Annotated in this window: 20 protein-coding genes and 1 other RNA gene; 11 read left to right on the top strand and 10 right to left on the bottom strand. The window is 61.4% G+C overall.

Features of this window, described 5'->3' with window-relative positions; genetic code table 11:
* The first annotated feature begins 21 nt into the window (after nucleotides 1–21).
* Complete coding sequence (locus XcyCFBP4188_RS17135) at nucleotides 22–570, top strand: GNAT family N-acetyltransferase (RefSeq protein ID WP_104592506.1); 549 nt, start codon at nucleotides 22–24, stop codon at nucleotides 568–570.
* A gap of 43 nt (nucleotides 571–613) precedes the next feature.
* Here the strand turns inward: XcyCFBP4188_RS17135 and XcyCFBP4188_RS17130 are convergent.
* A non-coding RNA gene (locus XcyCFBP4188_RS17130) (sX9 sRNA) lies at nucleotides 614–688 on the bottom strand.
* 77 nt (nucleotides 689–765) lie between these two features.
* Between XcyCFBP4188_RS17130 and XcyCFBP4188_RS17125 the strand changes: the two genes are divergently transcribed.
* Entirely contained in the window at nucleotides 766–1800 is a 1035-nt protein-coding gene (locus tag XcyCFBP4188_RS17125) for a DUF4272 domain-containing protein (protein WP_104592505.1), read from the top strand.
* Nucleotides 1801–1934: 134 nt separating this feature from the next.
* Here XcyCFBP4188_RS17125 and XcyCFBP4188_RS17120 read toward each other — a convergent pair whose 3' ends face one another.
* Nucleotides 1935–2603 (bottom strand): YceH family protein, encoded by a 669-nt coding sequence (locus XcyCFBP4188_RS17120; RefSeq protein ID WP_104592504.1) that lies wholly within the window; start codon nucleotides 2601–2603, stop codon nucleotides 1935–1937.
* A 127-nt stretch (nucleotides 2604–2730) separates the two neighbouring features.
* Between XcyCFBP4188_RS17120 and XcyCFBP4188_RS17115 the strand changes: the two genes are divergently transcribed.
* A complete protein-coding gene (locus tag XcyCFBP4188_RS17115) occupies nucleotides 2731–3696 on the top strand; it encodes a 5'-nucleotidase, lipoprotein e(P4) family (protein ID WP_104592512.1) in 966 nt (321 codons plus the stop codon).
* Nucleotides 3693–4424, top strand: coding sequence for an orotidine-5'-phosphate decarboxylase (pyrF, locus tag XcyCFBP4188_RS17110; RefSeq protein ID WP_104592503.1), 732 nt, complete (start codon nucleotides 3693–3695; stop codon nucleotides 4422–4424). The genes XcyCFBP4188_RS17115 and pyrF overlap by 4 nt, the downstream gene beginning before the upstream one ends.
* Before the next feature lie 238 nt (nucleotides 4425–4662).
* Here the strand turns inward: pyrF and XcyCFBP4188_RS17105 are convergent, their stop codons facing one another.
* The 3 genes from XcyCFBP4188_RS17105 to XcyCFBP4188_RS17095 all read right to left on the bottom strand — a co-directional run bounded on the left by XcyCFBP4188_RS17105 (nucleotide 4663) and on the right by XcyCFBP4188_RS17095 (nucleotide 10642).
* Nucleotides 4663–6183 (bottom strand): tryptophan halogenase family protein, encoded by a 1521-nt coding sequence (locus tag XcyCFBP4188_RS17105; RefSeq protein WP_074056345.1) that lies wholly within the window; start codon nucleotides 6181–6183, stop codon nucleotides 4663–4665.
* Between the two features lie 230 nt (nucleotides 6184–6413).
* Entirely contained in the window at nucleotides 6414–9446 is a 3033-nt protein-coding gene (locus XcyCFBP4188_RS17100) for a TonB-dependent receptor (RefSeq protein WP_104592502.1), read from the bottom strand.
* 143 nt (nucleotides 9447–9589) lie between these two features.
* Nucleotides 9590–10642: a LacI family DNA-binding transcriptional regulator gene (locus XcyCFBP4188_RS17095; protein WP_074056347.1), complete on the bottom strand. Its 1053-nt coding sequence runs from the start codon at nucleotides 10640–10642 to the stop codon at nucleotides 9590–9592.
* A gap of 408 nt (nucleotides 10643–11050) precedes the next feature.
* Here XcyCFBP4188_RS17095 and XcyCFBP4188_RS17090 point away from each other — a divergent pair, with 408 nt between their 5' ends.
* From XcyCFBP4188_RS17090 to XcyCFBP4188_RS17075, 4 genes are all read left to right on the top strand, one after another.
* Nucleotides 11051–12025: a hypothetical protein gene (locus XcyCFBP4188_RS17090; protein WP_167393563.1), complete on the top strand. Its 975-nt coding sequence runs from the start codon at nucleotides 11051–11053 to the stop codon at nucleotides 12023–12025.
* On the top strand, nucleotides 12025–14694 hold the full coding sequence (plsB, locus tag XcyCFBP4188_RS17085) for a glycerol-3-phosphate 1-O-acyltransferase PlsB (protein WP_104592501.1): 2670 nt from the start codon (nucleotides 12025–12027) through the stop codon (nucleotides 14692–14694). The genes XcyCFBP4188_RS17090 and plsB overlap by 1 nt, the downstream gene beginning before the upstream one ends.
* Nucleotides 14695–15024: 330 nt before the next feature.
* Complete coding sequence (locus XcyCFBP4188_RS17080) at nucleotides 15025–16005, top strand: zinc-binding dehydrogenase (protein ID WP_167393562.1); 981 nt, start codon at nucleotides 15025–15027, stop codon at nucleotides 16003–16005.
* Between the two features lie 379 nt (nucleotides 16006–16384).
* The gene (locus XcyCFBP4188_RS17075) at nucleotides 16385–16942 is read left to right on the top strand and encodes a hypothetical protein (protein WP_180334346.1); all 558 of its coding nucleotides are present in this window, start codon (nucleotides 16385–16387) and stop codon (nucleotides 16940–16942) included.
* Nucleotides 16943–17288: 346 nt separating this feature from the next.
* Here XcyCFBP4188_RS17075 and XcyCFBP4188_RS17070 read toward each other — a convergent pair whose 3' ends face one another.
* A complete protein-coding gene (locus tag XcyCFBP4188_RS17070; protein WP_023905744.1) occupies nucleotides 17289–17492 on the bottom strand; it encodes a YdcH family protein in 204 nt (67 codons plus the stop codon).
* A 159-nt stretch (nucleotides 17493–17651) separates the two neighbouring features.
* Here XcyCFBP4188_RS17070 and XcyCFBP4188_RS17065 point away from each other — a divergent pair, with 159 nt between their 5' ends.
* Together XcyCFBP4188_RS17065 and XcyCFBP4188_RS17060 are read left to right on the top strand one after the other, a co-directional pair.
* On the top strand, nucleotides 17652–18224 hold the full coding sequence (locus XcyCFBP4188_RS17065) for a hypothetical protein (protein ID WP_104592498.1): 573 nt from the start codon (nucleotides 17652–17654) through the stop codon (nucleotides 18222–18224).
* Between the two features lie 153 nt (nucleotides 18225–18377).
* Nucleotides 18378–20081 (top strand): AIPR family protein, encoded by a 1704-nt coding sequence (locus XcyCFBP4188_RS17060; protein ID WP_006449525.1) that lies wholly within the window; start codon nucleotides 18378–18380, stop codon nucleotides 20079–20081.
* A gap of 99 nt (nucleotides 20082–20180) precedes the next feature.
* On the opposite strand, the gene XcyCFBP4188_RS23225 is transcribed toward XcyCFBP4188_RS17060, so the two are convergent.
* The 3 genes from XcyCFBP4188_RS23225 to XcyCFBP4188_RS17045 form a co-directional block, all read right to left on the bottom strand.
* On the bottom strand, nucleotides 20181–21992 hold the full coding sequence (locus XcyCFBP4188_RS23225; RefSeq protein ID WP_104592497.1) for an XVIPCD domain-containing protein: 1812 nt from the start codon (nucleotides 21990–21992) through the stop codon (nucleotides 20181–20183).
* Nucleotides 21993–21997: 5 nt separating this feature from the next.
* Nucleotides 21998–22618, bottom strand: coding sequence for a hypothetical protein (locus XcyCFBP4188_RS17050; protein WP_228995968.1), 621 nt, complete (start codon nucleotides 22616–22618; stop codon nucleotides 21998–22000).
* 173 nt (nucleotides 22619–22791) lie between these two features.
* The gene (locus XcyCFBP4188_RS17045; protein WP_006449522.1) at nucleotides 22792–23049 is read right to left on the bottom strand and encodes an XAC0095 family protein; all 258 of its coding nucleotides are present in this window, start codon (nucleotides 23047–23049) and stop codon (nucleotides 22792–22794) included.
* Between the two features lie 522 nt (nucleotides 23050–23571).
* Between XcyCFBP4188_RS17045 and XcyCFBP4188_RS17040 the strand changes: the two genes are divergently transcribed.
* Nucleotides 23572–23925: a ribonuclease E inhibitor RraB gene (locus XcyCFBP4188_RS17040; RefSeq protein ID WP_074058705.1), complete on the top strand. Its 354-nt coding sequence runs from the start codon at nucleotides 23572–23574 to the stop codon at nucleotides 23923–23925.
* A gap of 84 nt (nucleotides 23926–24009) precedes the next feature.
* Here XcyCFBP4188_RS17040 and XcyCFBP4188_RS17035 read toward each other — a convergent pair whose 3' ends face one another.
* Nucleotides 24010–24543 carry a lipocalin family protein gene (locus XcyCFBP4188_RS17035; protein WP_026064560.1) on the bottom strand — a complete coding sequence of 178 codons (534 nt, stop codon included), beginning with the start codon at nucleotides 24541–24543 and terminating at the stop codon, nucleotides 24010–24012.
* Nucleotides 24544–24863 lie beyond the last annotated feature (320 nt).

Below are 24863 nucleotides of genomic sequence, written 5' to 3'. Positions count from 1 at the left end.
ACGGCAGTCTGGTTTTTCCCGATGCCGGAGTGCGCCGTGACTGTTGTGATCGAAACCGCTCGTTTGCGCCTGCGCACGCTCGATCCCGAGTGCGATGCCGATGCGATATTGGTATTGGTCAACGACCCCGGTTTTATCGCCGGCATCAACGATCGCGGCGTGCGCACGCGCGAGCAGGCGCGCGATCATCTGCGTGAGTGGGCACAGGCGCATCAGGAAACACACGGCTTCGCGCACTGGGCGGTGGAGACGCGCGAGGGCGCGTTTGCAGGCACCTTGGGTCTGCTGTGCCGCGATACCTTGCCGGTGCCGCATATCGGCTTCGCACTGCTGCCTGCCTACCGAGGCAAGGGCTATGTGACCGAGGCCGGACGGGCGGTGCTGACGTATGCACGCGATGTGCTGGGGTTGTCGCAGTTGTGCGCGATCGTGTCGCCGGACAATGCCGACTCGATCCGCGCGCTGGAAAAACTCGGATTGCAGCGGCAAGGCCTGCGGGTGTTGAGCCAGGAGGCCGATCCGGTGCTGTATTACACGATTGAGCTCGGCCCCGCCGGCATGGACAGCTGAGCGTGCCTCCGGCACCCTGCCGGCTTATCGCACGGCCAAAAGTGGCTACAAAACCTGGCGAGTGTTCGTCAGCTCGGCGCGGACGGCGCGGAGCAACCGCAGTGTACGAGGGGTACATAAGGGACCGAACACCGATGACATCTGCCTGATGGTGAGCGCGGTAGTTTTGTTCGTCACCCCAACAAGGACACCCGCATGCCATTGCTGGTCAACGCCTATTCCACCCTGCGCGACCCCGTGTGGCCGGATTTTCTGCCGCGCACCGCCGTGCAGCACCGCGACCACGCCGATCCGGAACTGGCGACGCATCTGCATGGCTTTGTCGGCTACGTGAATCAGGCCGGCGACGGCCAGATGACCCAGGCGCGCTATCACCTGATGCGGCATGTGCAGCGGGTGCGTCAGCACTTCACCTTCGAGGTCGACGATGCGGCTTTCGGGGAATTGGCGCAGTGGGCCGAGCAGGCCAACGCGGTGTGTTTTCTGGCCGATGGCAGCGTGCGCGACCCGCACGGGCGGGTGCTGATCAGCCAGGGCGAGCCGGCGATCGACGATGAGGCGCAGGTGCCGTATCCGCCGGATGCGTGGGAGCGGCGTGCGCAGCAACTGGCCCGGCTGACCGCGCAAGGCATCCGCGTGCCGCCGAGTCTGCCGCCGGTGCCCGGTGAGGCCGAAGCGCGGGTGCGCGATGCCGCAGCGGTGACGCAGCGCATGCTGGCGTTGTTTGCGGTGGCCTTGCGTGCGGAGATGCTGGCCGCCGGCGATACGCCACCGTCGTTGGAAGACATGGACGCCCGCCTGCCCGGCGTGGCGGCGGCACTGTCGCCACAGGAGCGCGCCTTTTTTGCCCAACCCGCGCCGGAGCCGCAGCAGCTCGCCAACTTCGGCTGGCGCTACGAGAGCCTGGCCGTGCTGCAGTGGGCCCTGGGGCTGGCCGACGCGCTGCCGGAGCCAACCGACCTGTGCGATGTGCCCTCGGCTGCCCAGCGCGCGCTGGAACATGCCGAAGCCGCGACGCGGCCGTCGCTGACGCTACGGCCGGTGCCCGAACTGCTGGATGCGCTGGACCGGCACTTGCGTCTGCATTGGGCGGTACGCCAGGCCGGCCAGACCCAGCAACCGCCACCGGCCGGCATCGTGCCCGGCGTGGTCTACGAGCGTCACTACACCCTCAACTGGTTGCTGCACTTCGAAGACGCCGACTGGGACGAGGTGGATACGCCGACCTAAGCGGGTGGCCGCAACGTGCGCCATCACCACTAGGAAAGGACGTCGTCTGTCGGCCTGGCCGGTCGGTGTGCGGGTTGCGATCCGATGATGGGCGGCGAAGTGAAGTGGACATCTCCGACAGGAGAACAGCGCCCTCAGGCGCCAGCCGCCTCCAGGCGTGCCTGCACCGCAGCCAGCGCATCCTGCAGTTCGGCGACGGTGGCTTCCAGGCTGTGCACGCGCGCTTCCAGCTCGCTGCTGTCGGCGTTGCTGCGCGAACTCGGTGCGGCACGCGCAGCCGCAGCCTGCAGGGCTTCCACGTCCAGCTCGCCACTGAGCAGATGCGCATAGCGCTCCTCGCGCTGGCCACTGGCACGCGGCAGCTGCACCGCCAGGTTGCGCTGGATCAGCCGGTCCAGATGGTGGCGCACATCGTCGGCATCGTTGAAGCGCACCAGCCGCTCGCTGCGCGCGAACAGCTCGCCCAGCGTCTGCGGGCCGCGCAACAGCAGCAGGCCGATCACGGCCACTTGTTGCCGGGTCAGATCCAGCACGCTGCCCAGCCGGTGTTCGTAGCGTTCGGCGCGCGAGGAAAACTGCTGGCGTACCAGGCCCAGGGTTTCAAGTTGACGCAGGGCGTGATGCACCACGCCGGTCTGCAGATTCAGCACCGGCTCGCGCGCGGTCTTCTGGTTGGCGGCCACCTGCGCGGCGTTGACCGTGAGCGGATACGCATCCGGCGTGGTCGCCTCTTTTTCGATCAGGCAGCCGAGCACGCGGGCCTGGGCGGTATCGAGGACTGGCGGGGTAGGTGCGTCTGTCATGAGTGACTCCGGGGGCGATCAGCCCGCAAGCATACCGATCCTGCTCGCGGGCGCTGCCAGCAGTGCGATGGAAGCGCCAGCGCACGAACCCGCTAAAATCGCCGACTTCATTGCCGCTCCTGTTCTGGTGGATGCCATGCGCCCCTCGTTTTACGCACCGTTGTCCCTGCTCGCCTGCACCGTGCTGGCCTTGAACGCCTGCAAGCCCGCCGACAAGGAGCTGGCGCAGCGCGCGCAGGAAGCCGCCGTGTCCGCCAATGCGGCCGCCAGCGCCGCCGCCGCCAAGACCGCCACGCAGCCAGCAGCCACCACCGCACCGGCCGGCGATGACAATCTCAACGCGGTGCTGTGGATGCAGCGCTCGGAGGAATACCGCGCCGTGGCCGAGCAGACCTACCGCGCCGCCGCCGACAAGCTGGACGCTGCGCTGAAGCAGCCCAACTGGGACGCGCTGGTGCCCGAAGAGCGCGGCAATGCCGCCACCGGCCTGAAGCCGGCAGTGGTGCTGGACGTGGACGAGACCGTGCTCGACAACTCGCCCTACCAGGCCCGCCTGCTGCGCGACGGCAAGGAATACGACGAGCTGAGCTGGGACCAGTGGGTGGCCGAGAAGAAGGCCACCGCGATCCCGGGCGTGGTGGATTTCGCCAAGGCCGCCAACGCCCGCGGCATCACCCTGATCTATATCTCCAACCGCGCCGTGCACCTCAAGGACGCCACGCTGGCCAACCTGCGCAGCGTCGGGCTGCCGGTGGCCGACGACAGCGTGTTTCTGGGCCTGGGCACGGTGGTCCAGGGCTGCGAGCAGAACGGCAGCGAGAAGAACTGCCGTCGCCAGCTGGCCGGGCAGACCTACCGCGTGCTGATGCAGTTCGGCGACCAGCTGGGCGACTTTGTGCAGGTCACCGCCAACACCAGCCAGGCCCGTGGTGCATTGCTGCAGCAATATCACGACTGGTTCGGCGAGCGCTGGTGGATGCTGCCCAACCCCAGCTACGGCGGCTGGGAGCCGGCGCAGTTCAACAACGACTTCAGCCAGCCCTGGCAGCAGCGGCACGACGCCAAGCGCGCCGCGCTGGAGGTGGCCCGATGAGCCGCGCACCGTTGCCGCTGGCCGCACACGAGCGGCTGATCTTCGCACTGGATGTGCCCAGCCATGACGAGGCGATCGCCTGGGTCGACCGCCTCGGCGAGTCGGTGGCGTTCTACAAGATCGGCATGGAGCTGCTGGCCTCCGGCGAGTACTTCCATGTGCTCGATACCCTGGCCAAGCGCAAAAAACGCATGTTCGTCGACCTGAAGTTCTTCGACATCCCCGCCACCGTGGCCGGCACCATCCGCCGCCTGGCGCAGTGGCCGGTGAGCTATTGCACCGTGCATGGCTGGCACGCGGGCATGTTGCAGGCTGCCGCCGAGGCCAACCACGGCGACATGCGCTTGCTGGCGGTGACCGTGCTGACCTCGATGGGCCGGCCGGATCTGGCCGCGATGGGCATCGACCGCGAACCGGTGGAGGTGGTGGTGGAGCGCGCGCTGGCCGCCCAGGCCGCCGGCATCGATGGAGTGATCGCCTCCGGCCAGGAAGCCGGCCCGATCCGCCGCGCCACCGGCCCGGCCTTTTCGATCGTCTGCCCCGGCATCCGCCCCGGCGGCCCGGTCGGCGACGACCAGCAGCGCACCGTGGGCGTGGCGCAGGCGTTCAACGACGGCGCCGATGCCATCGTGGTCGGCCGCCCAATTCGCCTGGCTGCCGATCCGGCGACGGCGGCGAATGCGATCCAGGCCGAGATTCGTATGGCATTGGCGCAGCGCCAGGCGTAGTGGAGGCGCTTGATGGGATCCGCTGGCTAATAAAATCAATAAGTTAATTCGGTAGAATTAAAGTGTTGCTTTAACGTTAAGGGCTGCGTACGATGCCCTCGTCCGATGTCAGTCGGAAGCTGTGCCACTCATTGTCCACCGGGCTTGTCCCGGTTTTCGAAGGGATCGGGCCTTGTGCCCGATCCTTTTTTTTGCCTGCAGATTGGCGAGTGCGGCGACTGCGGCGTCGAGCCATCGCTCAACGCGGCGCCGCCGCCTTGCAATAGCGATCGATGAACTGCTGGTGGGTCGGCATGGCGTCCACGCAATGGCCGATGGTTTGCGCGATGCTGGCCAGGAAGCGTTCGGCGTCATGGTCGGGCACCTGATCCACCAGCGGGTGATAGCCCTGCGGCAACACGCCCTGGCCCACCATCACCTGCACCCAGCTGATCTCGGCGAACATTTCCTCGGCATTGCGGTAGAAGCGCCCGCTGTCGCGGAACAGGTCCAGGGTGAATTGCAGTTCCGGGGTGATCTGCATGGTGCGGCAGTGGCGCCAGAACGCGCTGTCGTCGCGCTCGGTGGCGTGGTAATGCAGCACCAGGAAATCGCGGATGCGGTCGAACTCGAACGCCAGCCGGTCGTTGTAGCGCTGCACCAGCACCGGGCTGATGCCCTCGCGCGGAAACAACTCCAGCAGCCTGGAAATGCCGGCCTGGATCAGATGGATGCTGGTCGATTCCAGTGGCTCCAGAAAGCCGCTCGCCAGGCCCAGCGCCACCACATTGCGGTTCCAGAACTGCTTGCGCCGCCCGGTGGTGAAGCGCAGCGGGCGCGGGTCGGCCAGCGCTTTGCCATCCAGGTTGGCGAGCAGCGTGGCGGCCGCTTCGTCGTCGCTGATGTGCGCGCTGGAATACACGTAGCCGTTGCCGGTGCGGTGCTGCAGCGGAATGCGCCACTGCCAGCCGGCGGCGCGCGCGGTGGAGCGCGTGTACGGGGTGGGCGGGCCAGCGTTTTCGCACGGCACCGCCAGTGCGCGATCGCAGGGCAGCCAATGGGTGAAGTCGTGATAACCGGTATGCAGCGCTTCTTCGATCAACAGCCCACGGAAGCCGGAGCAGTCGATGAACAAGTCGCCGCTGACTACTTGTCCGGAGGCCAGCTGCAGCGATTGCACATGGCCGGTGTCCGCATGCAGCTGCACCTGTTCGACCAGGCCTTCGATACGCGTGACGCCGCGCTGTTCCGAATAACTGCGCAAAAAGCGCGCGTAGTGCGAGGCATCGAAGTGGTACGCGTAGGCGATATTGGCCAGCGGCGAATTGGCCGGCACATCGCCGGCCGAGGTCATGAACTTGCCGCGCACGGCGGCCACGGTATTGAGCGTGTACGCACCCAGCGGCTGCGCCTTGCCACGCAGGTGTTGCTTGATCCAGTACTGATGGAACGGCAGCAGCCCGAGCGGATGCCCGATCTGGGTGCCGAAGCCGTGGATGTACGAGGTGCCGGGCCGCTGCCAGTCGACGAACTCGATGCCGAGCTTGAAGCTGCCCTGGGTCTGTCGCACGAACTCGGCCTCATCGATGCCGAGCAGATTGTTGAAGGCCTTGATGTGCGGCACGGTAGCCTCGCCGACACCGACGGTGCCGAGCTGTTCGGATTCGATCAGCTGCACGTTGAAGCCGGGGCCAAGCACGCGCGCGAAGGCGGCGGCCGCCATCCAGCCGGCGGTGCCGCCACCGACGATGACGATGTTGCGAAGCGGAGCGGGGATCATGGAGGTCCGGTCCTCAAAAGAAATAAAGCCACTCACAAAACGTCTGCGCTCACTGCCTGACGGTTGCAGCCGGTGCGACATGCAGCACCATTTGCACGTGTTGACGCACCCATCTGACAACTGCTCAATACGTTTTGTCAGCTGCTCCAGAAGCTGATAGGCGAACGGGGCCAATCGGCCCCGTTCGAATCACGCGCATCCAAGCGTATGCGCGTGCAGGTTACGTTGGATCAGAACTTTGCGCCCACCTCGAAGATCACGCTGCGTGGCACGTAGCTGATCTCGCCGTTGTTGACAACAGTGATATCCGGGTCAAGCCGTCCGTTGCTGCCGAAGCTGTTGTATTCGTACTGGGTGAAGTTCTTGAAGTCGAACGCGTTGAGCACGTTGACCCGAGCGGTCAGCTTGAAGTCGCCGGCCACGGTGAAGTCCTTGGTGGCCTGCAGATCGACGGTGCGATACCCCCAGATCTTGCCGCCGAGCAGGAACTTGCCGTTGCCCGGCGGTACGACGCCGACCTGCTGGCAGGTGCCGCCATCGGGATCGGTGAAGCCGTAGCAGGCAATCGTGTTGATCGGCTCCGGCGTGGCCAACACCAGCTTGGCGCCGAAGGTGACGCCCCACGGACCATCCAGCGAGCCGGAAGCCACGAAGCGATGCGCAGAGGCCGCATCGGACTTCACGAACGGGTAGTCGCGGATGGTGGCCTTGTCGAACGCAAACGGCTCGTCGATGTTGCGGTTCTGGCGCGCGCTGGTGTGGGTATAGGCCAGGTTCAAGCCCCAACCCGATTCCTTGGTGTAGGGCTTTTCGGCCGACAGCAAGACCTGGCTGCTGCGCTGCTCCAGACCGTTGTCGCCGATGATGGTATTGCGGTAGCCAGGCACCGGCTCGCCCCACGGCACGCCACCGTTGGCATCGAAATACGCGCCGTTCGGATAGCGGTTGACCAGGCTCATCACCAGGCCGTCGTAAGACAGGATGCGCTGGAAGGTGACATCGGTCAGCCAGTCGCCGACCTGGTTGCTGATGCCGATGCTGTACTGGTCGCTGTACGGGGTCTTGAGCTTGTTCTTGAACATGAAAAGCTCGGAGCTGTCGTTGGTGCCATCGATCGTATTGAGCTGATCGATACCGTTGAGAAACGCCGGATTCCATGGGGCGCAGACACGGTCGGTGCGGAAGCAGCCCTGGCCGCTGGCGGCATCGCTGAAGTACACCACCACCGGCGACAACGCGGCCTTGACCGATTCCAGCGCCAGCTGCTCGAACAGATTGCGGTCGTAGGAACGACCTGCACCGCCGTGGATCACCGCCGCCTCATCGCCGAACAGGTCGTACGAGAAACCCAGACGCGGCGCCCAGGCGTCCTTGAAGTTCTTGCGGTTGTTACCGGTGCTGATGTAATCGGCCACGTTGACGCCGCTGGGCAGCAGGCGGTTGGCCCACGGCTGACCGGGGTTTTCCGGATCGTCGGAATACAGCGCATCCACGAACGGCTGCGAGGTCACGAAGTCGGTGTAGGCCGGGGTGTCTTCGTAGTCGTAGCGCACGCCGATGTTGATCATCAGCTTGTCGGTGGCAGCCCAGTCGTCCTGCAGATAGATGCCGTACTGCTTGGACGGCGATTCGACCACCGGCAGCTGGCCGGGATTGTCGAACGCACGGATGTAGCGCACCTGGAACGGCACCGGCGCCACGCCGTTCTGGCCGACTTCATAACTGAACTGCGGATTGAGCGAGCTGGATTCGCGCGAGGTCAGCTTGATGTCGCGGTAGGTCACGCCGGTCTTGATGGTGTGCTCGCCGTGCCACTCCAGCGCATTGAAGGTCAGGTCGTTCTGGAACGACCAGCCCTTCTGGCTGCGCAGTTTGAAGTCTTCGCCGCTGGCGGCGCCGGTATTGAGAAACACCCACTGGCGCGGGTCGGCCTGGGTGCGATCGATGTAGGTGTAGATCGAACCATTGCCGACGCCGCGCGGCGTCGGCAGATTGCGCGAATCCTCGGTGGTGAGGATGGCTTCGTTGAACCAGCCATCGGCACTGTGCTGCCAACGCAGGCTGGTGCGCTTGTCCTTGTTGACCTTGTCCACGGCGCGGTCGGGCGCGTTCTGGCCGCCCACGTTGCTGACCTGGGTTTCGTCGCGGTACTGCGTGGCCAATTCGATACGATCGTTATCGGTCGGTTCGAAGTCGATCTTGCCGAAGTACAGGTCCTCGCTGAACGGCATGTTCGACGCGCCGTATTGATCGCGCAGGTTCGACGGCAACAACCCGATGAAGGGCGTCGCTTCGGCACTGGGCTGCACGCTCTTGGGCGCGACGTTGTCCTTGCCTTCGTAGGCGAAGAAGAAATGCATGCGGTCCTGGATCAGCGGTCCGCCGATCGCAAACCCGTATTCCTTGGTCTGCGAGTCGACCTTGCCATCGGCTTCGTCCGGGCGCTCTTTACGCAGGTCCTGATTGGTGAAGCGGTAGAACGCCTCGCCGTGGAACTCGTTGGTGCCGGACTTGGTTGCCGCAGTGATGGCCGCGCCGCTGATCTGGCCGTACTCGGCCTTGTAGTTGGAGGTAATGACCTTGTATTCGCCGATCGCCAACTGCGGGAACGGATTGCCCTGGGTCTCGTCCTGGCCGGCAATGCCGCCGCCGGAGACGTAGCTCTTCTGGCTCACGCCATCAATGTACAGATTGCTGGAGCTGGCGTTGGACGCACCGCCGCGCAACTTGGTGTTGCCGTCCTGGTCGATGGTGAACACCATGCCCGGCACGGTGTCGGCAAATTCCAGGAAGTTACGCGTGGCCTGCGGCAGCTGCTGGATCTGGCGCAGCGACACGGTGTTGCCCACTTCCGAAGTTTTCACGTCGCGAATCATCGGCGCGCTGACCGTCACCGTGTCCAGCGTGGTCGCATCGCCGGCCGGCGCTGCTGCCGCCTCCGTGCCGAGATCGACGGTGGCGCTGGAAGCCACCGACAGGGTCACCGTGCGGCTGGCGCCGTTGGATTCAACCTTGTAGGTGCCCGGCTGCAAACCGACGATGGTGTAGTTGCCGTTCGCATTGACCGGTGCGCGTCGCACCGAGCCGGTGGCGAGGTTGGTGACGACGACCTCGCTGCCGCTTTGCGCGGACGCGACCTGGCCGCGCAACGTGGCGTTGCTGGACTGGGCCATGGCCGGGGTGGTGGCGAACAACGAGGCAGCCAGGGCGCAGCACAACAGGCTACGTGCGGGCAGGGTGGAGACGGTGCGGTGATTCTTCATGACTTTCCCCCTCCCAGGGGTAAAGCGCGAACCAGTGAAGTGACTGGCGCGTCAGGTTGGTGCTTGGTGTGGTGAAACGGGAACGGCTAGCAACAACAGCAGGTACTGCAAGAAACACAAAATCAGCAGAAAGGTGGCGCGTCTCAGGTAGGAGGCGCAGCACGCGGCGCGCTGGAAGCGCGCACGATCAATTCGGGAACCATCTCGGAAAACGCCGGCGGGGCGGCATCGGCGGGCGGGGCGGGCGCATCGATCAGTTGCTGACCCAGCAACAATTGCAATGCACGCGCGCCCAGCCCGGCGATATCCACCCGCATGGTGGTCAGCGCCGGCAGCACGTAGCGCGCCATCGGCACGTCGTCGAAGCCGGCCAGCGCGATGTCCTGCGGCACCTTCAGCCCGGCATGGCCGAGCGCGAACAGGCAGCCCAGCGCCATCATGTCGTTGGCCGCAAACACCGCATCCGGGCGCGTGTCCTGCGCCAGCGTCTGGCCGGCGCGGTAGCCGGATTCTTCATCGAAGTTGCCCGGCAGCACCCACGGCTGCGCCTGCGCATCCAGCGCCAGCTCGTCGCGGTAGCCGCGCAGACGCTCATGCGCGTCGAAGTTGTCGGCCGGCCCGGCGATGAAGGCGATGCGGCGATGGCCGCTGTCGCGCAGATGCCGCGTCATCAACCGCGCGCCGCCGTAGTTGTCCACGTTGAGCACCGGGCGCTGGCTGGCCGTGCCGGCGCAGTTGAGCAGCACTGCCGGCAGGCCGCCGGGCAGCGCGTCTTCGTGCACGCCGGAGTCGCCCAGCGAGGGCGACATCACCACCACCCCGTCCACGCGCCCGGGCAGGCGTTCCAGCGCCTTGCGCTGCGCCTGCGGGTCGCCGTGCGAGCTGGACACCAGCAGGTGATAGCCCTGCTCGCGCGCGACCTGGTCGATGCCGCGGATCAATTCAGAAAAGAATTCGCCATGCAGGTCCGGCAACACCACGCCGATGGTGTGGGTGCGACGGCTGCTCAAGCTGCGCGCGGCGTGATGCGGGATGTAGTGCAGCGCACGGGCGACCTGCAACACGCGTTCGCGCACCGACTCGGCCACGTGCTGATGCCCGTTCATGGTGCGCGAGACCGTGGCCACCGACACCTGCGCTTCGCGCGCGACATCCTTGATGGTGACGCTACCGCCTTCGGACCTTGGTCGACTCATGCTCTCGCACTCCCCAAAACAACGCGCCTGGCGCCGCGCGCCGGGTCAGGGCGCATGGTCCGCTGGCGCAGAACATTCGTGCCACACATGCACATGGATGACATCGGCCCCGACCGATGGCGATCTCAGAACGAGATGGCGCGCACGCTAGCAGGAACTGCAAGCGCTTACATGATGCGCTGCAGCATTGCAGCAAACGCAGGCGGCACAAGGGCTCGGAGCAGACGCCTGGACAAGTTTGTCCGGAGAAGACAACAGCGGTCAATGTCGGACACTGGACGACAACATGCCTGGAACTACGAAAATCTAACGTTTTCCACCGTACCCGAGCGCACGGTTGTCGCGCGCCTTGCCGCCAACGCATTCAGACAGCAAGATGCGCCGATCGATCAGGGGAACATCGTGCGCATGTCGCTATCCACCGTCCGCGCCGGCCGGTTCCAGTCCATCGCGTGGGTGCTGCTGGCAGCGCTATGCGCCAGCAGCTGCCAGCGCAGCGACACTGCCGCTGCCTTGCCCGGCGCCACCGCCGAGCCGGCAGCGGCGATGCAGTCGATGACCATGCCATTGCGGCGCAACGATCTGGTTGCCTATGCGCGGATCCGGGTCACGCCTGCGCAGTACACCCAGCTGGAAGCGGCCTGGCGCAGCGGTGCCAGCCGCTGGCCGCTGACCGAGCTGCCGCTGCCCAATGAGGTGGGCAACCTGCTCGGCACGCTGTCGGCGCCCGGTGCCGAACGCCAGCTGCAACAGGCCTTCGATGCGCAACTGGCCGGGCAGGCGCAGGGCATCCGCCAGGCCGCGCAGTCGCTGGGCCAGTTCGGCGTGCAATACCTGCGCAGCCGCAACGACTACCAGCCCGAGCAGCGCGCGCATTACGTGCAACTGGTCGACGCGCTGAGCGCCTGGGCCGCCACCGCGCCGCTGGCCGATCGCGCCCGTGCCAAGGCCAGCATCACCGACCTGGTGACTGCCGCCCGCGCCACCGGCATCGGCTCGGACGCCGATCTGCAGCGCTTGGGGATGGAAGAGAGCCTGCGCCGGCTCGGGCCGTTCTGGGAAGCGGCCAAGCAGGTGCTGGAGCGCTACGACCTGTCGCTGGACAGCAGCCTGGATGCGCTGCGCACCGGCCTGATCAAACAGGAGGGCGAGCGCGCCCAGGTACGGCTGCGCTATCCCCTGGCTGCGCATGACATCGACCTCACCATCGCCCTGCTCAAGCGCGAAGGCCATTGGTACCCGCAGCAAACCCAGGACGAGGTGCAGGCGCTGCTCAGCGCCGCGCCGGCCGCGCCCTTACCCGACGCCGCTGCAGCGCCCGACACCCCGCCGGCCGCGCCCGCCAAGCCCGCCGCCACCGGGCAACGCCCGGCTGGGCGATAATGACCGTGATGCCAGAACAAAATCCCCTGCCGTTCCCGGACGGCCAGTCCGCCCCGCCCAGCGCTGCCGCCGCCGATCTCGGTGCCACAGCCGCGGCATTGCCGACGGCCGTACCGGTTCCGCCGGACGCCGCGCCGTCGATCGCGCCGGCCGTCGCCGCCGCCCGTAACGCCAAACGTCCGTGGTGGGCGCGCCTGCTTGGCCGGCTGGCCGACCCGTGGCTGAGCCTGACCATCGAACCGGATCAACCGAGCCGCTACGACGACGGCACGCCGGTGGTCTACGTGCTGGAGGACTACGGCCTGTCCAGCGCGCTGATCCTGGACAAGGCCTGCCGCGAGGCCGGGCTGCCCTCGCCACTGGTGCCACTGCCGGGCGACCCGCTGCAGCGCAAGCGCGCCTACCTGGCGCTGTCGCGGCGCAGCAGCAGTAATTCGTTGATCCCCGAGCAGCGCGGCGGCAAGACCCATTCCGACTCGCTGGCCAAGTTGCTGCAGGCGCACCGCGTGCGCGACGACCTGGACGTGCATCTGGTGCCGGTGTCGATCTTCGTCGGCCGCGCGCCGGACAAGCAGAGCGGCTGGTTCGCAGTGCTGTTCTCGGAAAACTGGGCGCTGGTGGGCCGCTTCCGGCGCCTGCTGGCGGTGCTGCTCAACGGCCGCACCACCATCGTGCGCTTCGCCCCGCCGATCTCGCTGCGCCAGACCATGGCCGAGGGCCTGCCGCCCGAGCGCACCCTGCGCAAATTGCAGCGCGTGTTGCGCACGCATTTCCGGCGTATCCGCGAGGCGGTGATCGGGCCGGATCTGTCCACCCGCCGCCTGCTGGTGGACCAGGTGCTGGCCGCCGACTCGGTGCGCGAGGCCATCGCCACCCAGGCCAGGCGCGACAACTCCAAGCCGGTCGATGCCTGGCGCAAGGCGCACGCCTACGCCTGGGAAATCGCCGCCGACTATTCCAGCCCGGTGGTGCGCTCGGCCAGCTTCCTGCTCACCCACGTCTGGAACCGCATCTACGCCGGCGTGCTGGTGCATCACCTGGACAAGCTCAAACAGGCCGCGCCCGGGCACGAAGTGGTCTACGTGCCCAGCCACCGCAGCCATATGGATTACCTGCTGCTGAGCTACCTGCTGTACGAACGCGGCATCGTGCCGCCGCATATCGTGGCCGGCATCAATCTCAATCTGCCGGTGGTCGGCACGCTGCTGCGCAAGGGCGGTGCGTTCTTCATCCGCCGCAGTATCCGCGGCAACGCGCTGTATTCGGCGGTGCTCAGCGAATACGTCGCCCAATTGGTGGCCGGCGGCTATTCGATCGAGTACTTCGTCGAAGGCGGGCGCTCGCGCACCGGCCGTTTGCTGCAGCCCAAGGGCGGCATGATTGCCATGACGCTGCGCGCCTACCTGCGCCAGCCGCGCAAGCCGGTGCTGTTCCAGCCGGTCTACATCGGCTACGAAAAGCTGATGGAAGGCAATAGTTATCTGGACGAGCTCACTGGCCGGCCCAAGGAAAAAGAATCCATCTGGGGGTTGCTGTGGTCGATCCCGAAGGTGCTCAAGCAGAACTACGGGCAGGTGGTGGTGAACTTCGGCGAGCCGATCGCGCTCAACGACGTGCTGGCCAAGCACGCCCCGGAGTGGGATGGCCAACCGCTGCCCGACGATGAAAAACCCAGTTGGCTGGCACCGGCGGTGGATACGCTGTCCACGCAGATCCAGACCCGCATCAACTGCGCCGCCGACGTCAACCCGATCAACCTGCTGGCGTTGGCGCTGCTGTCCACACCCAAGCACGCGATGGGCGAGGCCGACCTGATCGCGCAGATCGAGTTGTGCAAGAAGCTGCTGGCGGAGATGCCGTATTCGGACCGCGTCACCGTCACCCCGCACACCCCGGCGCGCATCATCACCCACGCCGAAGAGATCAACGTGCTCACGCGTGTGTCGCATCCGCTGGGCGATGTGCTCAGCGTCAGCGGCGACACCGCGGTGTTGCTGAGCTACTTCCGCAACAACGTGCTGCATTTGTTTACCGCATCGTCGTGGGTGGCGTGCTGCTTCCAGAACAACCGCCGCATGAGCCGTGCCGGCCTGCTGCGGCTGGGCCGCACCGTGTACCCGTTCCTGCAGGCGGAGTTGTTCCTGCCGTGGAGCGAAGATCGCTTCGCCGAACGTATCGAACAGACCATCGACATGTTCGTGCGCGAAGGCCTGTTGCTCAACGTCGCCGACGACGATGGCGGCGTGCTGACCCGTAACACCGGGCAGACCGATGAAGTGTTCCGCCTGCGTGCGATCGGCCACTCGTTGCAGCAGGCGTTCGAGCGCTATTACATCGCCATCTCGGTGCTGGTGAAGAACGGCCCCGGCGTGCTCGGCGCCGGCGAACTGGAAAGCCTGTGCCAACAGGCTGCGCAACGCCTGAGCCTGTTGTATGCCCCGGCCGCCCCGGAGTTCTTCGACAAGACCCTGTTCCGCAGCTTCATCCAGAAACTGCGCGAACTGCGCCTGGTGTGGCCGGACGAGAACAGCAAGCTGGTGTTCGACGAGCGCCTGGATGCGTGGGCCAAGGATGCCAAGTTCATCCTGGGCCGCGAGCTGCGGCACACCATCGAGCGCGTCAGCCCGGAAGCGGCCAAGCCGGATGTGGTGCTGCCGCCGGCCGAGTAAGACGGCGATGCAAACGCCGCTGTCTCCCTGCGGTACGTGAGGGTGCGGCAATAGACAGGGCAGCAGCAGGGCAGCAGCAGGCAAACGTAGACATGCGCGACGCCTCCCTTCTCCCTCCGGGAGAAGGTGCCCGAAGGGCGGATGAGGGTCGGCCAGCAGCAAATCCTCCAGCGCTGCAGCAGACCAACCTCACTACTCGCGCACGCCAACAACTTCACACAGCAGTTCCGTTCGTTTCATCCCTCCCTTGCAGCCCTGCCGATAGCATCGCGCCACCTTTCACAACGATCGGGCGCGTCGCAGCAAGAGCGTGCCCGGCAGGAGACCTCCATGCGCGCAGCCATCCACACCCAATTCGGCGACCCCGCCAAGGTGCTCGAACTTGGCGAGCGGCCCACGCCGCAGCCAGGCAAGGGCCAGGTACGCATCGCGATGCGGCGCTCGCCGATCCACAACCACGACCTGTGGACCGTGCGCGGCAACTACGGCTACAAGCCCGAACTCCCGGCCATCGGCGGCAGTGAAGCGGCGGGCGTGATCGACGCCCTCGGCGAAGGTGTCGAAGGCCTGCAGGTGGGCCAACGCGTCGTCGCAGCCGGTGTGCACGAAAGCTGGGCGGAGTTTTTCCTCGCCGACGCCTCCGGCGTCGTCCCGCTGCCCGACGCACTCGATGACGACCGCGGCTGCCAACTGATCGCCATGCCGCTGAGCGCCTTGATGCTGATCGAGTTCCTGCAGGTCGAAAAAGGCGACTGGATCGTGCAGAACACCGCTAATGGCGCCGTCGGCAAGACCTTAGCCATGCTCGCCGCCGCACGCGGCATCAACGTGATCAACCTGGTGCGTCGCGATGCCGGCGTGGACGAGTTACAGGCACTGGGCATCGGCAACGCGGTCTCCACCGCGCAGGACGGCTGGCAGGACAAGGCGCGCGCGCTGGCCGGCGACGCGCCGATCGTGCGCGCCATCGACTCGGTGGCCGGCAGCGCGGCCGGAGAGTTGATGGCGCTGCTGGCCGAAAGCGGCGAGCTGATCTCGTTCGGCTCGATGACCGGCGAGCCGCTGCAGATCTCCAGCGGCGATGTGATCTTCAAGCAGGCCAGCGTGCGCGGCTTCTGGGGCAGCAAGGCCACGGCCGCCACCAAGCCCGAGGACAAGCGCCGCATGATCGGCGAACTGCTCAAGGCCGCACTCGACGGCACCCTGGCCCTGCCGGTGGAAGCAGTGTTCGATCTGGAAGATGCCGCCAAGGCCGCCGCGGCAAGTGCCGAACCGGGACGCAGTGGCAAGGTCCTGCTACGCGCGGGCTAGGGCAAGAGAGCGGGCTACTCTAGGAAGCTTGCCAATGTTCACCATCAGGCAGATCTACGAGAATCGCTTTGAACTCCTCCATTTCGCTGGCGCGCCGCAGTCGCCCATTGGTGTGTTTTAACGTTCGAATACGTACTAGACGGAGTTGATCATGGGACTGTGTGTATCCAAAAATTCGACGAGTGTTTACGGTGGCGATTCGTCCTCCGCTGCTTCAACTAGCCCGATGCCACAAGGTGCGTCAGCGGGTCCGACCCAAAGCACGCGGTCTTCGGTACTTGGTGGGTTATCGCTGCGCTCGACGGCAGCGCGTACGTCGCCTTCTCATTGGTCCTCCATACGGACCAGTCTCCGTGTGAGTGACCCGAGGGATAGTCGTTTGACGAGAGCCATTCACGTGCTTGGTGATCTCTACCGCAGTTCGCCTACATTCAGGGCTGTGGCAGAAAAAGTTCGGGACGAAGGAGGGGTTGACATTCGCGAGGGGAACGTCAACGTCGCGTCAACGGATTTAACCAATCGCGCCATTCTCCTTTCGCCGCAAACGTTGTCAAATGCCGGGAGTGGAGACGGACCGTCCCTGGTCAGCGCGCTGGTGTTCGAAATGAATAATCTGGCCCGTAGTTCCGAAGCAGAGGCCGTGTACGGCCTTGCCCAATACGGCGCATTCAATGCTAGCAGCTATGCGCGAGAGCTCGAGCGCATCGAATACAACACCAGCCTGTCGAGCGCCCAGATCTTTGAGGAAGCGCGTGGCGCATTACGCGCCCATGGAGAGGGCGATCACCCTGACCGCTGGTTTCTTCAGGAGCATCCTCAGAGCGGAGCTCTGGAACCGATGTACAGTTCGTTTGAGGATTCGCTTGCATATCAGTACGAGATTCAACACGCAACCGCTTACGAAAGCGAGTTCCAGCGATTCTTCAATAACGCGTGACCGGCTTCAGATCCAAGGCAGGAACCACAGAAAGTTGGTGCATCGCGACCTATCTTTTGAGAAGGTTACGAAGGCCTTGGCGAAGATCGCGCAGGCCCGCCACGCTGTTTTATTAGCCCCCACGGACATATGAGCGCAGCGAAAGAATGGTTCCGGATGAACTGCGTACAAACGGACTCGACCTTCCGCCCCCAGACGTTTCAACAACAGGTGATGGTGGCTGGCGACACAACTGCTTTTTCCACCTGTCCTGGAGCGCCCGCGCCGTAAGCGGGGCCGGACGCGCGGCGGGGGGCAAGTGAGCCCACCACCGCAAAGCAAGCCCAAGCAACCGCATGCATAAACCTCACGCCGGCTCGTCAGGCACCAGCTCCATTTCCAACCGCGTAATGCAGTCCTTGAGATGCAGCTTGCGCTTCTTCAAGCGCTTCATCTGCAGCTCGTCGTCCATGTTCGCGGGCACGCGCTGAATCTCCTCGTCCAACGCGCGGTGGGCGCGCCGCAACTCGGCGATCTGCTCGGCAATCTCGGCGGGTGAGAGGGTTTCCACGGCTCCGAGCATACACAAACCGATGCCGGCCGCGTCACCCGCCGCGCTTGCCAAGCTGCCCGAGGCTGCGACAATGCCTGCGCGCCGTTGGGGAAATGGCGGCGCGCCTCACCTCATCATTGCCGCGCGGCCACGGCCGTCGAGAAAGGAGTCTTTACGATGCGTTTGCGTTGTTCCCTGCTGGCCCTGAGCCTGCTCACCGCCTCCACCCTGGCCACCGCCGCCGACGTCGCCAAGTACGAGGGCTTTCTGTGCTGCAACCTGCGCACCGACGGCAGCTGGATCAGCGACAGCAACTACGCCGAAGACGGCAAGCGCGTACTCCCCGTCGGCACCCCGGTCAGCGTCACCGGCTTTGGCCGCAACCGCGTCAACCTCAAGATCGCCGGCGAAAAGCAATCCATCGGTAACGACTACAGCCGCGATCTGGACAACACCGCCTTCGCCGCCCGCTACATCGTCACCGCCGACCCCAAGCTCAAGCTCGCCACCTTCCCGCCGAAGATTCGCCAGGCCATCAACGATGGCAAGCTCACCGGCGGCATGACCCGCGAACAGGTCCTGATGGCGGTCGGCTACCCGATCAGCAGCGAGAACCCCAACCTGGAAGCCTCGCTATGGCGCTACTGGCGTGACAGCTTCTCCGAGTATCAGGTGCAGTTCGGGCCAAGTGGCAAGCTGGTCAAGGTGACGGCCGACCCGCAGTTGATGAATTTGATTTGGGTGCAGTAATTTTCATTGGTTTACGCAGGAAAACACTCAAAGAGCCAAGCTTATTTAATTTGAAATGTGCTGTGGTGTCGATTAATAGAGGGGCTATATATAGAATAGCTTTTTCGAAACGTAACCCCTAATGGCAATATAATTATAATTGGATGGTGCGATATGAATCCCGTTGTTAGTGCTCAGCTCGGAGAGTTCAAAAGATCGAATCCGAATTGTTTTGAGAAAGATAGCGAATATTTCGAAGTCTTCTCTATTTTTTCGGTAGAAAATGGACTCTTAGGTGAAAATATCGATCCGTTCGATGCTCATCTTAAGGGGGAGGAGTTTGGAGTCGATGGAATCGCTGTACTAGTTCAGGGAACCCTCTGCAAGGACACGGATGACGTTGCGTCAGTACTAGCCGTTGGGAACCACCATCTAGCGGAGTTTCATTTCTTTCAATCAAAGACATCGGAGAAAATGGATTACGGCGATTTGTCTAAATTCATAGACGGTGTCTATGATTTCTTTACAAAGAATGCTCTGCTCCATAGCGGTCAAATAATTGATCTGATAAGCGCAAAAGATCTTGTTTATTCTTCTTCTACCAAAAGCAACCCTCGTTTAAAATGTTTTTTCTGCACGACAGGATCCGACATGCCCTCCGGGGCGATAGAAAGTCTAATTTCTGCTGGTAAGAAAAGGCTTGAGGAGTTAAGTATATTTGATGACGTGGAAATAATATGCGTGGGGGCCAAGCAGATTCAGTCTGGATACCGATCAGCTACCAACTCAAATTCTGCTGCGTTGAACTTTCCAAAAGCATTGACACTTCCTGCGCATGAAAAGGTTGACGAGGCTTACGTTGGTTACATCCAAGCGGACCAGCTTCTCGAAATTGTTCTCACTGCTAAAGATCCGGAAGGAAAAAGTTCAATTAATCGCGCCGTTTTCTATGATAATGTGAGAGACTTTAATCCGGATTCTGAGATAAATAAGTCAATTGCAAATGACCTGTTAAATGACGGGTGCTCATCATTTGTTTTTAAGAATAATGGCGTCACGGTCGTAGCAAAAAGCATAAATAGGAAAGGTGACGTATTTTCTATAGAAGATTATCAAATTGTAAATGGGTGCCAGACAACTAATATTCTGGCGGAAAATGCCGGCTATGCTTCTCTTATCTATGTTCCACTTCGATTGATCGGAAGCAAAAACGCCGAGTTCATTTCTAGCATAATTATAGGAACTAACAAGCAGAACGAAGTTAGGGCGGATCAGTTTTGGGCATTATTGCCGTTTATGAAAGACCTTGAAGAATACTGTCAGTCCAAAGATGGTGATGAGAGAATATTCATAGAGCGGCGAGAAAATCAGTATCGAAATGTTTCGATCGAAAGAGCTAGAATAATGAAACCCTCCGACTTAATGAAAGCTGCAGCGGCGATGTTTTTTTTCCAGCCCAACAGAGCTGCACGTGATCATCGAGGAATAAGAAGTGAATTTGCTGACAAGATATTCCAGCCATCTCATAGCGTAGAACTCTATCACCTGGCCGCATACGCGTCTTACAGGTTTGGCTATCTTATAAGAACTTCGAAGGTTGATAGAGCAAAGGCGATTTATAAGTACTACTGCCTTTTCTCACTAGTTAGAAAACTCTGGACTACACCAAACATTATATCGGCGAGCAAAAAAGACCAGCGCAAAGTCCTTGAGGGGGCATATAAAATATTGCTCGACGAGGATCAATTTGTTCAGCATATTAATCAAGTGTCGGATCAGCTTGACGGGTTCTTAGGCGATGGGAGAACGCGGGAGCAAGTGCGTGACGCCATCAGATCAGATGCGGTATTTGCGCAATTCAAAGTCTCATTCACATAGCGTGGATGCGCCCTCGAATCATGCACTTTCATCCGCTACGACTGCGCTGAAAGTGCGTGTTAATAAGGTCCTGGCAAGCAGCGAGCTATAAATATCTTCTTACATCGAGCGTGCTTGTGTTGACTGTGCTTGTACGGCCTCTTGCTGTTGAGTGATTGTGGCTTCCTGCGCTTTTGCTTGCTGCATCACCTCCACTTGCGCGAAGCGCTGATCCGCAGGAATAGAAAGCGCTTCCTGTGTAGTCATATGCGCTCGATGTGCAGCCGGATCGGGGGACTGGTGGCCTTCTCGCCACATGTGCAGGACTTCACCACCCGCCATCTTATCGGTCGGTGAGTTGAACGCAAACTTCAAATCGTCTTTTGCTGTAAAGCCCTTTTCTGCTGCCATGAGCATCAAACTTGCGCTTAGTCGATCGCTATTCTCATCCCAAGATTTCCCCGCTTGCTGGTCAAGGCCGCGAACGCCACCGCGAATTTTATCCAGCAGCTCATTGTCTGGTTGCACTGTCTTGCCGGGTACGTTGAGTGCTGGCTGTTGAGGATCGATGTCGGGAGTCGGGCTGATGTGCTGGTGCGATCCTTTTGTGTGTTGCAACAGCCCGCGGGTTGGCGGATTGCTGCCGGTGTCCCAATAGACCTGCGGTGTGGCGGTGGTGCCTGGGGGCAGCGTGATTCCGTTATGTTCTAAAAGCTCTTCTTTGAAGCGCAGGCGTTGCATATCAAGCTGCATTTGCGGGGCGACCCCACCCACCGGATGCGCATAGGCCCTGTCAAATGCAATCGCTCGACTGACAGCGCCGGCCCCATAGTAGTTGGGGTAGTCCGAGTCACCGTGGAACCCGATGCCTGTTGTCTGAGTCCTTGATAGTCCCGGCGCGCCTTGTGGAGGTTTGTCGAAGTAGTAAGTCGCCTGCGCAGCGATATTTTGAGATGTCATGGGTAGCGAACCGTCCTGGTTGAACGTAATCCCTGGCAGTGCCTGTGCCTGCTTCCCGTTGGTCGGACTAGCCTGGATGAAGTCATCCAGGCGAGCGTTCCCGAGGCCTTTCATTGTGTTCAGATCGACAGCCGGGTTGATTTGTCGTTGCCGATCAATCAAGGCATTCCATCCTGCAATCTGAGCCTTTGCCTCATCGTCTCGAGAACTTTTAACAAGAGCTTCTACAGGCAACGTGTAATCGTTGATTGGATTGCTGTCTTTCGCAATTGCTTTAACTGCATTATCAAACTGTTTGTACGATGAGGCCATGCTCACTTGATTGAAAGCATGTTGCGTCTCATGGCCCAGAACAAATGTTAGATCATTGGCATTTAGCTGATTAAACTGGCTTTGGAGTTTCCCAACCGTGGTTGGTGGAATGCTCATGGTCTTGTTTGTTGGATTGAAGGTCCCGCCTGCCACCGTGCCGCTGAGAGGCGAAAAGTTCTCAAGCAGCATCGGGCTTTTCGGGTCCTTGCTGTCAATGGCAGTCGTGACGGCGCGTTTCATCTCGTTCGCCAACATTGGGGAACTGTTGATTGTCGCCTGAAGATTGGCAACCATATCTTGCGTTACAGGCTGGCTTTGATGGTTTACATCCATGTACGCACTAGTTGCAAAACGGATACCCATCTCTTGCAGCCGGAGCGAACCACGCAGGCTCGTTGTTGGCGCAGATCCCGGCTCAAAAGCCGGGAGGGTGACGATTCCGGATGCCTTGTCGTAGGAGCCCGTCAGCGGTTCGGAGCCGCCAACGCCTGGCAAGAATCCTTTTAGATGGCCGCTGGCTGCTTCTTGATTGAGTCTCTGTGTAAGGTCCGGATCGGACGCAATCGTCGCGCGTAACTGCGCTTCTTGATCGGGGGTGACATCTGACCGACCCGCGAACTGCGCCAATATGGACTGCAATTGAGTGTTGGCGTTTGCCATTATCGTTACTCCTCAAACTTGTGCAGACTTATCGACTTGACACAGTTTTCTCTTGATTTTCTTTGGGGGTCTACGGAGACAGGGTGCCATGGATTGATCTGGGCACGTATATTCTTACGTAAGTATTGAAAGGACAGGACCCACCCAAACTCATTATAAGACCAGTATCCTATTTCAGTTTTGAATCCAGCGTCTTTCAAGGCCTTGTCGTATTTCTCAAAGACTAGCTCGCAAGGAGGAAGGGTTGAAGGAGGAATACTGCTCGGCGGTAAAAGTTCCAGAGTGACATTCGAATACTCCGAAAATTTCTCGTCGAATTTGTAAGTGGTGGCATATTTTGAATAAGGAGAGGATTGATCGAGCACATAGAACCCAGAGTTTTCACCTGCATTCCTGGTGAAGGGAACTTCTAGATACCTTTCAAGAATTAATGGCGACAGCTCGTCGAAATTTTCGACATCTCTTATCAAGGATAAGAAGCGATCCATCAGGACTTGGGGTGTCAGCTCAGTGTGTGTTGTCATCTTTGTTCCTCGAGGTTCTTCAGCCGTCGGTTTGGCAGTTGCACAAGAAGTTGCCAAGCAGATGAGCACTGCGACTACCGCTAGATTTGCTTTGAATTTCATTTCGCATGCTCCCTTCATTTGCCAAGTGCATCGCTGAAAAATTCTGTTGCCTGACGATGTTCAGTGGCTTGGTGCTTTTCTCTGTCAAATTGCTTATAGCTTGTAAAAGCAGCAACAGGTAGCCGAGATCGGGACTACAGCGATTGCCCATGTTGATTCAAGTCATGTGCATGCTATGACGAAGCACGTCGCTCTGTCATGTCGTCAGGCACCTTGGTCTGCATCAGCACATCATCCAATTGCTCAGCTAACAGATCGAAGCAAAAAGCCAAAGCATCGATCGGTACGAGAGGCTCATTGATGCCTGAGGTGTTCGACATGCAACAGGGACGTGCCAATGCGGCCAGAAAGCGTAAATGATCGCGCGTTTGCAGCAACCGAAGCTGCGCGTTTTCCGGCAGCAGGTAATACCCGAACAGAGACTGCTCCATGCTCACTCCTCCGGAACAGGCTCCCGCCGCACGATGCGGCGGGATGCCGGGAGGTTAGCAACCGCAAACAGACGGCGGGCTTATTTCCCTTGCGGGTGTTGTATTCGCCGCCCTCCCGGCGTGGAGACGCCGAGCATGTGCCCGAACATCAGGCACAAAAAACCACCGCTTGACGGGGGTGGTGCCGCTGTTTGCGGAGTTGCTACGCTCCGTGAAGAAGTGTGCTACCGATGCATGGAGGAGTCAAGGTGCAGGCCTGGAGTCTTCGCGCCCTTTCGGTTATCAATGCCGTATCGCAGAGATGTAGGTATTAACATGCAGAAATTTCAGCTCAGGGGATACTTAGGCGACGCGAATGCGCCTGCTGATGAAGCGGGAAATGGTGTGATCGCCAGAAATATAGTGAGCGCGAAGGGCATTTTGACACCATTTGATTTCAGGCACGCAGTTAATGACAGGCCCCACACAAGCCAGGCGCTAGGATTCCTCCTCGGTAAATTGGTCAAAAAAATGAAGCTTCCCATGCAACGAAATCCGGATCTGTACCCTAACGACGATAATGGCGACACCCTTTGGCATATTGCGCAACAGGGGGTGGATCTTTCGACGTCGCGAGAGATTGCGTTCTCCGTGGTCTTCCCCACGAAGGAGTCTGCATTGGCGTTTTCGGTGACGCTGCTGCGCTTCGAGCAAAAGGTGCGTTGTTGCCATTACCCGGAAAATACGGCGTTTCCAATGGACGTGACGGTGTATCCGACGATGGTCCCGTCGCACAAGGCGATTTCGGCGTTCGAGGAGGAGTTGGCCGTGGAGGCCAAGCCGTTGGGAGGCTTGAATGACGGCTGGGAATTTTCTATAGATGACAAGGACGTCTGACGCAGTCGGTGTACGAGAGCAGGCGATGCAGTCACTGCATCGCTGAGCGCGTTGCACTTTTTACCGCGTCACTGCTTTACCGCATCAACGCTGCGACTGCGGTACGCGGCGCAGCTGTGGCACGTCGTAGCCCATTGCGGCGATACGTTTAACGGCTTGTTGATAGTCGGCATCGGAAACCTGCGGGGTACGCGCCATATACCAGACGTAGTCGCGCTTGCTGCGTGCCACGATGGTCTGCGCATAGTCTGCATCCCGCCAGGCGATCACGTACTCGGCCTTGAACGGCCAGAGGAACTGCATGCTCCATAGCGCGCCATTGCCCTCCTTTGCGACCTCGCCGATCGGATGCATGGACTTGAGCGGCGCCTCGAAACTTCCCTTGCGGAATGTAAACGTGGTCTGGATGCGGCCATCCGGTCGCAGCGCATAGCGCTCGACGGCATCGTAGGCCTTGCGCTCGGGCCGTGTAGGAATGTGCGCGATGACGTACCAGTCGCCCATGAAGCGTGGCACGTCAACGGTGTCTGCGCGAGGCAGGGCAGCGCGTGAGTCGCTTGCGCTGGCACTCCCATAGACCGCAAGCGTCAGTAACAACAGCATCGAGCGATGTCGCATGGCAACATCCATCAAAAGAGCACGTACATGGGCCTACGTAGCTGCAATGCGATTGGATGCAGCCCCATGCGATGCAGTTCGGGCCCGGGCGCAAGCGTGCCTCTCTGTGCCAGTGACATGACGGTACCGTGCGAGAAGTCGTGGCAGCGTTGAGGAGCGAGATCCAAGAGTTGCGCAGACGGCAGGAAACGCGCGATCAGAAAGCCGTGAGGATTGGTTCGACGATCGGCCATAGTGAGGACCACGACGCGCCTGGAACCTTGGCGATGATTCTCTCGTGCAGTGCTGGCGGGCGCGCTATGACGCCTTGACGGAATCTC

Origin of the sequence: Xanthomonas hortorum pv. cynarae, assembly GCF_002939985.1 — a bacterium.
In the GTDB taxonomy this organism is placed as follows: Bacteria; Pseudomonadota; Gammaproteobacteria; order Xanthomonadales; family Xanthomonadaceae; genus Xanthomonas; species Xanthomonas hortorum_D.
Note: the sequence above shows the minus strand (reverse complement) of the source record. Positions and strands in the feature narration are given on the sequence as shown.